The organism is Rickettsiella endosymbiont of Miltochrista miniata (genome assembly GCF_964031245.1).
GTDB lineage: Bacteria > Pseudomonadota > Gammaproteobacteria > Diplorickettsiales > Diplorickettsiaceae > Aquirickettsiella.
On sequence record NZ_OZ035017.1, the window covers coordinates 435,009 to 447,416 of the forward strand.

Sequence of the window (12,408 nt, forward strand, 5' to 3'; positions counted from 1 at the left end):
TACTCAAGGGTTTAACATTTTTAAATCAAATATGAAAGTCTCAAATTTATTCGTTATGTTTGTCAAAAGGTATTAGAAAAGTGTAAGATCAAGCCGCGCATAAGTGTTTTCTTAGTTACAGTTTGTTTGGATGTATAATTAAGTTTGAGATCGAGCTAATTATAATAATACAGTTAAAAAACGAGTGCCTGCTATGCCTACAAAAAATATCGATACAATGCTCAAACCTTTGTCCTTTCTTAAGGTTGAGGAGCTAAATTGTCTACAAGAAAGATTACCTAATCCCCAGTCTCCTCGGTTCGCTACGCTGTTCTTAATAGATAAACAGAAAGACACTTATTTCTTGTTAGATATTGCAGCACTATCTGAAGAAACGGCGCAAAAACATAAGTTGTTCTTTGAAAAGACCACAATCAATAATGATTCTACCTCGCTCACCGTATCTGAAATCAGACAAGCTTATCATAAGAACGATTTAGATTTATTGGATCAATTAAGGATTAATAGAGCCATTGCTCAGGCGTTAGAAATAATAGGGAAAGACCTCTCTGTTGAGAATTTGTCTAAAATGGAAGATGCGTTAACATGCAATATTTCACATGCACCCTATATCTTTCCTATGCTGACACCCCATGGGCACACTTATGAGCTTACGTATTTAAAACGTATACTAGAGGATCCCCTAGCTCACCAACCGTGTTTTGCCAGCCAATTAACACCGAATAAAGCAGCAGACCAGTTAATACAACTCATGTATCAGTACGCAAATACTGATACACAAAAAGCACGGATTGATTATCTGAAGGTTGCGAAAAAAGAAATCTTGGATGAGTTAGATGGATTAGTTGTGTCAGCTGATGAATTACCTACGGAGGCGGCTGTTGTTCAGGAAAAAGAAAAATTAATAAAAAAAAGGGATACATTTTCAATGCTTACTTCTGGTAGAGGACCGGTACTTGTGCATATGGGAATGATTTTACTCATGTTACCAGTGATGGCGGTTCCGTTTAACTATTACCTATCGGCCGCGGAGAATAGGATTTCTACTTTGCCTCGAGCAGAGGGTTTAGGAGCACAGCTGGATACGATGAGAATAATGTTAGCGCTACTTCTAGGGCTTATAGGTCTTATCACTGCTGCTGGCACAATAACTTTCACGTTCTCTGGGAATGTGAATACATATCTTCATCGTCGAGAGAAGTCTTTAAACGAACAAATAGGTCGGTTAAGCGATTGGATAAACGATTCTGAGAGTCGACAATTACAGTTTAATACGTTGGATCGTCAAATTGAGGCATTAAATAAATTATTAGAGCCGCAAAAACTCCCTGAACTTTCTGCAACTCCCTTTTTTCAAAATCCGCGTAGACGTGTAAGAGACTCTTCTTCTATTGAGTTGTCTGTTGACGAACGAGTTTGCAATAGCCCGGCGTATGCTCACTAATGAGTTTTGGACATGTAGCTTTGGCATGCCCTTATTTTTTGTTACCTACGTGAAATGTCTACAGCCCTAATATTCTAGAGTAAATTTATCATATTAAAATTAATTATTTTTATTATTTTTTTAATTAATTTTTTTTATTCTTGTTTGTAAATGAATATCATGCATGTTACTTTGTTTAAACAATAGATTAAAAATTAAAGAGGAGTGATTTTATGCCTGAAACATTATGGCGTTCTTTGCCAACCAATGAAGCAAATAAACTTAAAACAGTTATTAAATCAATAGATAATAAGAATTTAACTAATTTAAGTGCTAATCAATTAATTGAAAAACTAGAAAATAATCAAGCAACGAATTGGTTAGAAGTATTGAGCCAATATAATGCGATACCGTCGATAAATAACATGAATTCGTCTGAAATGTTGGGTAGAACCAAAAGCGTAACACGTAAATTTAGACAGCGTGGTTATGATCAATTAGAAAATCGAGAATTTCAACCGAATCAATTACTTAGTTTAGTTATTTTGTGTTATTCCAATCCTAATTTAATAGGCCCTAATTTATGCAAAGCATTAAATGACAATAATGTAGACAATATAAAAAAAGAAATACTAGAAAATTCAGCAAGGGTTGGAGATAGGGTAGTTCCTTGGGCTAGCAATTTACGCTTACTTAATTATGCACTTTATGCCAATGATACGTCCGTTGAATTACCGAATGGAGTTCTAAATAGAATAAGAGAAGGAGCTAGACAGAGGAATATATCCTTAGTTGAAGTCGGTGGCAGTCCAGAAATAGAGGTTAGATCTAGTCGTTCTATTAATGCAGTTAATCAACCGGTACAACTTCCCTTGCAAGTTAATGCTACAGATACCGGACCTATGCTTATTAACGGATCCGCTGTAACGCATAACGCAGTGAATTCCATTAGTAACTCAGATATGCTAATCGGTGGTTGGGCTCTTTTCCAAATAGCGAGAAATACACCGGTGGGAGCAATATTTGGTAATGTTGCCAAAGATTTTGTTACAGCCGGTAAATATGTTGGAAGTTTTTTCTCAAGTAAAGCTCCTGAACTTACAGATCAAGTTGAGCAAAAAACACCATTTTTATCCTCTGTCGCTAAACCTTGAGTTTATAAAAGAAAAAAGAGGTATGGACACATTATCTATACCTCTTTCTCTTTTTTAATTTACTATTCTTGATCGAGGAAACTACGTAAGGGTTCTGAACGCGTAGGATGGCGTAGTTTACGTAATGCCTTAGCTTCAATTTGTCGAATACGTTCACGTGTTACGTCAAATTGTTTGCCTACCTCTTCCAACGTGTGATCGGTATTCATGTCGATACCAAAGCGCATGCGTAATACTTTTGCTTCGCGCGGTGTGAGCGATGCAAGAACTCGCTGTGCGGTTTCTCGTAGACCTTCGATGGTAGCGGCATCGATAGGCGATAGGGCGGTTGCGTCTTCTATAAAATCACCTAAATGGGAATCACCATCTTCATCACCAATGGGTGTTTCCATGGAAATGGGTTCTTTAGCAATCTTAAGAATTTTACGGATTTTATCTTCAGGTAAGCCCATTTTTTTACTGAGATCTTCCGGGGATGGTTCTTTCCCTGTTGCTTGTAATATTTGGCGCGAAATACGATTCAGCTTATTAATGGTTTCGATCATATGCACCGGAATACGGATAGTCCGTGCTTGATCGGCAATAGAGCGGGTGATGGCTTGCCGTATCCACCAAGTGGCATAGGTTGAAAATTTATAGCCGCGGCGATATTCAAATTTATCCACGGCTTTCATTAAACCTATATTACCTTCTTGAATTAAATCAAGAAATTGCAAGCCACGGTTGGTATATTTTTTGGCGATAGAAATAACGAGTCGTAAATTGGCTTCGACCATTTCTTTTTTTGCACGTCGAGCCTTAGCTTCTCCTGCTGACATTTGGCGATTGATTTCTTTGATTTCAGCTATGGTCATGCCTATGGTCTTTTCTAACTCACGCAACTTATTTTGCGCGGAGGTGACAGGGATGTGCAAAGATTTTAAAGCTTGTGAATAACTTTTTTTAGCATTGATATGTTTTTTGAGGAAATTTTCATTGGTCTCGTTTTTGGGAAAAGTACTAATGAAAAGTTGGCGTGGCATTTTAGCTTCATTAATACATAAACGCATGATGACACGTTCTTGAATGCGAACTTTTTCTAATAGATCACGCATTTTGCGCGTCAATTTATCAAGCTGACGTGGGATTAATTTAAATTTAGTAAACGCATCGGCTAATAAGGCGGCTTGTTTTAAGGCTTTTTTATCGTGGCGACCGTGTTTTTTTTGCGTAGCAATATAGGCTTCGTAGAGCGTTTTTAATTCGGCAAAACGAGTATGTGCTAGTTCTGGGTCGGGTCCGCCTTCCAGTTCACCAAATCCTTCATCATCATCTGTTGCACCGGTTTTAGCTTTGATTTCATCGCTATCGTCATCGGTATCTTTATCATCAATACTTTTAATTTCACTAAAACCTTCGTCGTCTGCTTCAGTTTCAGGAGCGATATTTTTTCCGGGTGGTAATTCGAGTGGTATGGATAGTTCTTCTAAGTCGAGGAATCCACTAATAATGTCATTTAAGCGGATTTCTTGTTGCTCATAACGGACGAAATCACTCAGTATATCGAAAACATTTTCTGGATATTGAGTGAGTGCAGTGAGTATTGCTTGCAAACCTTCTTCAATACGTTTGGCAAGTTTAATTTCGCCTTCGCGCGTGAGTAATTCAACGGTGCCCATTTCACGCATATACATACGCACTGGATCCGTTGTCCGTCCTAATTCGGCCGCGATATTGCCAAGCATATTAGTATTTTCTGAGCTGCTTTCTTCTTCCGATGAGCTGCTGGCTATACTCGAAGAGAGTAAAGTCTCCATGTCGGGCGGAACTTCATAAACAGGTATGCCGATATCATTCAGCATCAAGATAATTTCATCAAGCTGCAGTTGCTCTTGCTCGGCTTCAGAGATAATATCTTCCAACAGATGGTCATTGATTTCAGCGTAAGTGACAAATCCTTGCTTTTTACCGTGTGCAATAAGCTCTCGTAAACGGGATTGTTGTTGTTCGAAATCCATAGCTGCGCATGACCTCTTGGGAAAGTAATAATTTTATTATATACCTAATTAAGATAAACCTATAAACCTTTAACGTCGAAAAGGCAAGCCCTTTAAGGCAAAAAATATGCTAATACTCAGTTTAGGTACAAACTTAGGCGATAGTTTAAATAACCTACGCTTAGGCCTGCAATTATTACAAAAATCACAGAAGATTGCACCTTTACAAATTTCTCCTCTTTATAGCTCATCAGCACTACTCCCTGCCTATGCGCCAGTGGCGTGGAATAAGCCTTTTTTAAATCTAGCGGTTGTTTGTGAGACAGAGCTGTCTCCATTAGAGGTACTAAAGCTTATTAAACAAATAGAACGACAGCTAGGTAGGGAAGAAAGCCAGCGTTGGGCGCCACGAGTTATCGATATTGATATTTTGGCCTGGGATAATTGCGTGATTGATCAAATAGGTCTAAAAATACCCCATGCTGAACTATTATCTAGGCCTTTTGCTTTATGGCCATTGCTAGATTTATGGCCAGATTGGCAGCATCCAACCGCGGAATTTGCGGACATATTACAGCGTTGGGGTTCACGTTATACCGGCGAGCTAGCGCCCTGTGGAACTAAACAACTCCCACATCGTTTAGAAGGAAGTGCTTTAGTTGGGATATTAAATATAACGCCCGATTCGTTTTCTGATGGCGGTAAATTTATAACTGTACCCAATGCATTGGCTCAAGCGGAAAAATTAGTACGTGAAGGAGCTGAAGTTTTGGATATAGGAGCCGAATCGACGCGTCCAGGTGCTACGCCTGTTTTACCAGAAACCGAGTGGGCATTATTAGAGCCCGTTTTAATAGCATTAAAAGAGCAGTGCAAACAATGGGCGTTTAAACCCAAGTTGAGTATTGATACACGGCATCATAGCGTTGCAGAAAAAGCCATGCAGTTGGATATAGACTGGATTAATGATGTGAGTGGGTTTGTCGATCCGAACATGCGCGCGTTAGCGGCAGGTAGCTCGGTGAAATGTGTGGTGATGCACAATCTTGGCGTTCCAGCGCAGAAAAATGTTGTATTAGCTGCGTATCCTAATATCTTTGAACAAATATTGAATTGGACTGAACAACGTTTCGATGAATTGCTCGATGTCGGTGTTGATGCTAGCCAACTTATCTTCGATGTTGGCATCGGTTTTGGCAAAACATCCCAACAATCCATTTTTTTGTTAAAAAATATCAAACAATTTCGTCGTTTAAATTGTCCTTTATTGGTAGGGCATTCACGAAAATCTTTTCTAAATTTGATAACAGAAAAACCTTTTCCAGACCGAGATTTTGAGACTGCGATGGTGTCCTATCAGTTGGCAGCACAGGGCGTAGATTACTTGCGTGTGCATAATGTCGGTTTAAATGCTGAGGCAATTGCCATGGCAAGACAACTTATTTCTGCAGAAGAGTTAGTCACTGCATAAGCAGAGAAATAAAGCAATTGCTACGAGAAAGATCCAAAAATTTCTTGAATTAAACAATAATAAAAAATAATATAGAAAATTACCGTCATGGCGAGCGAATGTAATGAGCGTGGCCATCCAGTCGGTAGTTTCCTAGATTGTCGCGCGCTCCGCGCTCGCAATGCGAGAGATTTCTATAGATAATGATGATTAACTTTCCCAGGTCAGATCTAATTCTCGTACTGCTTTTACATCATCTAAACGTTGATGACTTAAATGATGCGGTGCATTTTTTAAAAAAGTTGGATTTTCTTTTGCTTCAGCAAGGATCTTTTCCATAGCCATTATAAATTGATCTAATTCTTGTTTTGACTCTGTTTCGCTAGGTTCTATCAATAAACATTCTGGAACGAGTAGAGGAAAATAGGTCGTTGGGGCATGAAAACCAAAATCAAGTAAACGTTTACCCACGTCCATCGCGGTGACATTAAATTGTTTAGCTAAAGTTTTTAATGTCAAAATAAACTCATGACTGGCGCGACGTTGGGGAAAAGCGGGAATATATCCAATCAGTTGTAGTCGTTTAAGTAAATAATTGGCATTGAGCGTGGCAAATTCTGACACGCGTTTTAGACCATCGCGACCTAATAAACGGGCATAGATATAGGCGCGTAAAAGAATACCAGTATTACCCATAAACGTGGATAAGCGACCAATGCTTTGTGGCCGATCGTTTAAGTTGAGCCAACGATAGTGATTATTTTCATAAGTGACCATTGGAATAGGTAGAAAGGGTAGGAGACGTTCTCCAACAGCAACAGGTCCGGCACCCGGACCACCACCACCGTGAGGAGTGGCAAAGGTTTTATGTAAGTTGAGATGCATGACATCAAAGCCCATATCGCCAGGCCGAACTTTTCCTAATATCGCATTCAGGTTAGCTCCATCATAATAAAGTAATCCGCCTGCTTGATGAATGATGTTAGCAATCTGCTCAATTTGTCTTTCAAATATTCCTAAAGTCGAAGGGTTAGTTAACATAATTCCCGCAGTATGCGGTCCAACCGCAGCCTGCAATGCAGCTAAATCTAAATCACCTTCAAGATTGGTTGGAATTTCACGGACTTTATAACCACACATGACCGCAGAAGCAGGATTGGTACCATGTGCGGCATCAGGAATCAGAAATTCGTTTCTAGTGTGATCATTACGTGAAGTATGGTAGGCCTTGATCATGGCAACACCGGCAAATTCACCTTGCGCACCCGCCATGGGTGTCAGCGAAACACCGGACATACCGGTTATATCTTTTAAAATCTCTTGAAATTCATACAAGCAATGTAAAGTGCCTTGACAACTTTCTTCGGCTAATAAAGGGTGTTGATTAAGAAAGGCAGGCAATGATGCCAAACGATGTACACCACGTGGATTGTACTTCATGGTACAGGATCCTAATGGATAGAAATTTGTATCGATGGAGAAGTTTTTTTGTGACAGACGAGTAAAATGTCGTACCACTTGTAATTCAGAAACTTCCGGCAGAGAAATTTTTGTTTTACGTAATAAATTTTCAGTTAGTGAAGAAAATTTATTACATTGTAAATTGGAAGGAATTTGCGCTTTTGCAGTACGACCTGGTTGACTCAATTCAAAAATAAGCATAAAAATTTTTACGGTAATGGTCGAAGTAATTTCGATAATTCTTGTTGATAAAAGTTTAAATCAATTAAGTTTTTGGTTTCGGTAACACAAATTAATAAAGCATGGCCTAATTCAGGATAGGATGTTGATAGATCATAGCCTCCGTGTATTCCAACGGTTGCTAAATCGTGTAATAACCCAGGAACCGGTTTAGGTAAACGAATAACAAACTCGTGAAAAAATGGGCTACTGAAAATTAATTCAACATCAGGTATTTGGGTTAATCGATCGGCAAGTAGTTGAGTAAGGTGATGGGACGTCGAAGCAACTTGCTGTAAACCCATGGGCCCTAATAGACTCATATAAATCGTTGCTGCGGTAACTAATAAACCCTGATTAGTGCATATATTTGAAGTGGCTTTCGCACGGCGTATGTGTTGTTCGCGAGCTTGTAAGGTTAACGTAAATCCCGGCTTTCCGTTTTTATCTACTGTACGACCGACAATGCGGCCTGGCATTTGTCGTAGCCATTCTTTTTTACAACACATAAAACCAAAATAAGGGCCACCACCTGCCAGTGGTACACCGAGTGCTTGTCCTTCCCCGCAGACGATATCAGCGCCTTGCTTGCCCCAACTTCCAGGTTCTTTAAGTAAAGCCAAACTAATCGGATTGGTGACTGCAATAACAAAAGCTTGTTGCGCATGCGCCCAATCAGTTAATTGATCAACTTCTTCCAAAGAACCAAAAAAATTAGGTTGTGGGATGACTAAAGCGCAAATATCTTGTTGTTTCCAGTTTTCAAGCGTGGACAGCAATGTCTTACCTTGTTCTGGACAATAAGCCAGTTCTATGAGTTCAATCGCTTGTTGAGTAACAATAGCTTGTAAGGTTTGTCGATAATGAGGATGTAAGCTGCGTGGGATTAGAATTTTCGCTGATTGCGTTTTTTTATTGGCTCTAACAGCCATCAAAACTGCTTCTGCCAAAGCAGAGGCACCATCGTAAAGCGAAGCATTGGAGTAGTCCATGCCAGTCAGACTTGCCATCATGGTTTGATATTCGTAGATCAGTTGTAACGTTCCTTGACTTGCTTCCGCTTGATAAGGCGTATAAGCCGTCATAAATTCGCCACGGCTAGTAATATCCCAAACTGCAGCAGGGATATGATGCTCGTATGCACCGGCACCAATAAAACAAAGCCCTTTTTTATTTTCTTGGCCACGTTGTTCTGTTATACGTGTCATTTCTATTTCATTTAAACCTGCAGGAATATGATTTAATTCTGCGGTTTTTAAATGTAATGGAATTTCATCAAATAGATCGTCGATCTTATGTACACCTAATGTAGCCAACATCTCTTGTACTTCGACATCGGTATGAGGAATAAATGGCATGTCAGGCCTCAACCAAAATTTGTTGCTCGTAAGTGGCAAAATCCAATAAATTTTCTAATTCATTTGCATCGGAAAATTGAAGTCGAAATAACCATCCCTCTCCGTACGAGTCAGCGTTGATGAGTTCAGGTGACTCACTCAGTAAGGTATTAATTTCAGTGACTATGCCTGACAGAGGTGCATAAACATCCGCTGCAGCTTTTACAGATTCTAAAACACAGGCTTCTTCGCTTTGCTTTAAAATCTTTTTAATGGCAGGTAATTCAACATAGACAATATCGCCTAACAATTCTTGGGCGTGTGCGGTAATTCCAACGCAAACAATATTATTATCTTCGAGTCGAAGCCACTCATGCGTAGTCGTATATTTTAGGAATTCGGGTAGTTTTTTCATGGTAATTACTCTTTAATAAATTCAATTTTAAATGAAAGTTTTCTTTCCTTTTCGTATAAAGGGAGGTTTAATGATGCGTGCTTGATATTGTTTGCTGCCCATGATGACATCACAATAATCTTCGTTATGTGAGTAAGGTATTCTAGCAAAAGCGATAGAATTGCCTAAAGTGGGAGAATAACTGCCACTGGTAATTTCACCTTCTCCTTCAGAAGTAATAATCTTTTGATGGTTACGTAAGATACGACCTTTTTCTTCTAGTACTAAACCCACTAATTTACGTGTTAAATTTTCTTGCTGTTTGACTAACGCTAGTCGTCCTATAAAATCTCGATCGATAGGATCCCAGGCAATTGTCCATGCTAGATTGGATTCTAAAGGAGTTGTAGTGACATCCATATCAGAACCATGCAAATTCAATCCGGCTTCTAGACGCAAGGTATCTCGTGCACCTAATCCACAAGGTTTGTTACCACATGCAATTAAACGCTGCCAGAAATCTTCAGCTTCTTGTATGGGTAAGATCACTTCTAATCCATCTTCACCGGTATAACCGGTTCTGGCGATACACCAATTATCTTGCTGAACACAGTAAAAAGGTTTTAAATCTTTAATCAGGGATTGCTGACTTGCGCTAAATGCTTTACTTGCTTTTGAAATGGCATGAGGGCCTTGGATAGCGATAATCGCAAGATCGGTACGCTCGACTATAGAGAGAGAGGAATAATGCTGGGCTTGGTTTTTCATCCAGTCTAGATCGGATAGGCGATTTCCTGCATTGATGACTACGCGATAAAGTTGTTGCGAAAGCTGATAAACGATTAAATCATCCAAAATGCCACCTGCATTATTTAGCATGCAGGTATATAAAGCTTTTCCTGGGATGAGACGCTGTGGATTATTTGCCAATAAAAAACTGAGGTAATGAATCGCATTTTCCCCAGCAATATCTACAGCTAACATATGCGAAACATCAAATAAACCGCTGTCTTGCCTGACTACGTGATGCTCTTGTATTTGCGAGCCATAATGCAGAGGCATTTGCCAGCCTGCAAAATTGACGAGTATTGCCCCATTTTTTTTATGTTGTCCATGCAGAACTGTTTTATTTTCCATTACGCTGCCACTTGATAAGTTTTCAATACCTAATTATAACTTGTGGGCGATAAATTACTACTCTTCATATTTGAAGATTTTGCGTTAATCTTGGATAAGTTGCTGGGAAAAATTAATTCAAATGCGACAAAATGCCATCTAATTCTTCTAAACTATTATAGTGGATGATGAGCTGGCCTTTTCCTTTCGTCGTTTGCTTAAAATAGACTTTGGCACCTAAGGTTTCGGATAGTTTACGTTCAAGTTGTTGTACATCAGTATCAACTTTTAATGGAGTGTTTGCATCTGGCTTAATAAAGGAAGCGTTTTGTACTAAGCGTTCTGCTTCGCGAACAGATAATTTATTTTTTACAATTTTTTCAGCCGCTTGAATTTGTAGGTTACCTGAAAGACCTAACAAAGCTCTGGCGTGACCCATTTCAATTTGACCTTGCTGCAATAAAAGTTTTATTTGTGGGGCTAAACCTAACAAACGTAGTAAATTAGTAATGGTGGTTCGCGAGCGACCTAAGGTTTTGGCAATTTCTTGATGGGTTAATTTGAATTCGGTAATAAGTCGTTGTATACCTTCTGCTTCTTCCAATGGATTCAGATCTTGACGCTGAATATTTTCAATCAGAGAGATGGCAAGTGCCGTTTCGTCGGAGATTACTTTGATTAATACCGGTACTTCATTCAGGTTAGCAAGTTGAGCCGCGCGCCAACGACGTTCGCCGGCAATAATCTCATAACAATTTCCACCAATAAGACGTACGACGATAGGGTTGATGATGCCTTGTGTGCGAATTGAATTAGCTAAATCTTCTAATGCTTCTTGAGCAAATTCTCTTCTAGGTTGATAACGACCGGCTTGTAACCACTCAATCGGTAAATGGCGTAATTCTTCTTTGTGTGGTTTGACTGTTTGCACTAAATCTTCAAAGGGTTGACCACTTAATAACATGTCAAGATTGCGACCTAAACGTGATTTTTTCATCATAATACCTGTTCAACAGATGGAGTTTTTTCAAAGTTGGAACGCTTTTTTAAAAAAACGTTTGAGGGTATCTCTGTAGGAGATCCTACTGAAGGGATAGCGCATCCATCCCGTGTTAATACTTCCTTAGCTAAACTTAAATACGCTTGACTCCCATTTGATTGCGGGTCATACAATAAAGCAGGTTGTCCATGACTAGGTGCTTCAGCGAGTCGAATATTGCGTGGTATCAGTGTGCTATACATTTTATCTTTAAAATGCGTAAGTAATTCATCTGAAACTTGTTTGGCTAGACTATTTCGACCATCAAATAATGTACGAAGTATGCCATGGATCTGTAAATGGGGATTAACCGTGGCACGTAAACTTTGTAAGGTGTTCATTAGGTTACTTAAGCCTTCTAAAGCAAAATATTCACATTGAACAGGGATGATGACGAAATGAGCGGCCACTAAAGCATTAACAGTTAGTATATTCAATGACGGAGGGCAATCGAGCAAAATATAATCATAAGCGTCGGCTAATATGCTTAGCTTTTTTTTCAGTGTGTATTCACGTTGTTCGATTTTTAATAATTGGATTTCAGTCTGGGTTAAATTTCCTGAGCCAGGAATCAATGTATAATTTGCTGGCGTAACCACTAGACTCTGTTCTATTGGAACTTCATCTAAAAGTACTTGGGCAATATGAGGCTCAAGGTCTTTTTGTAAAAGACTACCTGTGGTTGCATTGGCTTGTGGGTCGAGATCAATTAACAGTGTTTTTTGTTCTAACAAAGCCATCGATGCAGCAAGATTAATACAGGTGGTGGTTTTCCCCACGCCCCCTTTTTGATTTACGATAGCGATAATTTTACCCATAGTGTCCCATAATAGCTTGAC

General features: G+C 39.2%; 10 protein-coding genes. 3 read left to right on the forward strand and 7 right to left on the reverse strand.

The window, feature by feature from the left end; translation table 11 throughout:
* Positions 1-217 precede the first annotated feature (217 nt).
* Positions 218-1,444 carry a hypothetical protein gene (locus AAHH40_RS01970; RefSeq protein ID WP_342220452.1) on the forward strand — a complete coding sequence of 409 codons (1,227 nt, stop codon included), beginning with the start codon at positions 218-220 and terminating at the stop codon, positions 1,442-1,444.
* A 212-nt stretch (positions 1,445-1,656) separates the two neighbouring features.
* Positions 1,657-2,577 carry a hypothetical protein gene (locus AAHH40_RS01975; protein WP_342220453.1) on the forward strand — a complete coding sequence of 307 codons (921 nt, stop codon included), beginning with the start codon at positions 1,657-1,659 and terminating at the stop codon, positions 2,575-2,577.
* Between the two features lie 62 nt (positions 2,578-2,639).
* Here AAHH40_RS01975 and rpoD read toward each other — a convergent pair whose 3' ends face one another.
* Positions 2,640-4,574, reverse strand: coding sequence for an RNA polymerase sigma factor RpoD (gene rpoD, locus AAHH40_RS01980; RefSeq protein ID WP_342220454.1), 1,935 nt, complete (start codon positions 4,572-4,574; stop codon positions 2,640-2,642).
* Between the two features lie 106 nt (positions 4,575-4,680).
* Between rpoD and folP the strand changes: the two genes are divergently transcribed.
* Positions 4,681-6,024: a dihydropteroate synthase gene (gene folP, locus AAHH40_RS01985; protein WP_342220455.1), complete on the forward strand. Its 1,344-nt coding sequence runs from the start codon at positions 4,681-4,683 to the stop codon at positions 6,022-6,024.
* Between the two features lie 189 nt (positions 6,025-6,213).
* Here the strand turns inward: folP and gcvPB are convergent, their stop codons facing one another.
* The 6 genes from gcvPB to AAHH40_RS02015 all read right to left on the reverse strand — a co-directional run bounded on the left by gcvPB (position 6,214) and on the right by AAHH40_RS02015 (position 12,387).
* Positions 6,214-7,665, reverse strand: a complete 1,452-nt coding sequence (gene gcvPB, locus AAHH40_RS01990) for an aminomethyl-transferring glycine dehydrogenase subunit GcvPB (RefSeq protein ID WP_342220456.1) — start codon at positions 7,663-7,665, stop codon at positions 6,214-6,216.
* A gap of 8 nt (positions 7,666-7,673) precedes the next feature.
* Positions 7,674-9,041, reverse strand: coding sequence for an aminomethyl-transferring glycine dehydrogenase subunit GcvPA (gene gcvPA / locus AAHH40_RS01995; RefSeq protein WP_342220457.1), 1,368 nt, complete (start codon positions 9,039-9,041; stop codon positions 7,674-7,676).
* Position 9,042: 1 nt separating this feature from the next.
* Positions 9,043-9,435 (reverse strand): glycine cleavage system protein GcvH, encoded by a 393-nt coding sequence (gene gcvH / locus AAHH40_RS02000; protein WP_342220458.1) that lies wholly within the window; start codon positions 9,433-9,435, stop codon positions 9,043-9,045.
* A 27-nt stretch (positions 9,436-9,462) separates the two neighbouring features.
* Positions 9,463-10,551 carry a glycine cleavage system aminomethyltransferase GcvT gene (gene gcvT, locus AAHH40_RS02005; RefSeq protein WP_342220459.1) on the reverse strand — a complete coding sequence of 363 codons (1,089 nt, stop codon included), beginning with the start codon at positions 10,549-10,551 and terminating at the stop codon, positions 9,463-9,465.
* Positions 10,552-10,663: 112 nt separating this feature from the next.
* The gene (locus AAHH40_RS02010; RefSeq protein WP_425287967.1) at positions 10,664-11,530 is read right to left on the reverse strand and encodes a ParB/RepB/Spo0J family partition protein; all 867 of its coding nucleotides are present in this window, start codon (positions 11,528-11,530) and stop codon (positions 10,664-10,666) included.
* The gene (locus AAHH40_RS02015) at positions 11,527-12,387 is read right to left on the reverse strand and encodes a ParA family protein (protein ID WP_342220460.1); all 861 of its coding nucleotides are present in this window, start codon (positions 12,385-12,387) and stop codon (positions 11,527-11,529) included. Before AAHH40_RS02015 ends, AAHH40_RS02010 begins: the two co-directional genes overlap by 4 nt.
* Positions 12,388-12,408: the final 21 nt, after the last annotated feature.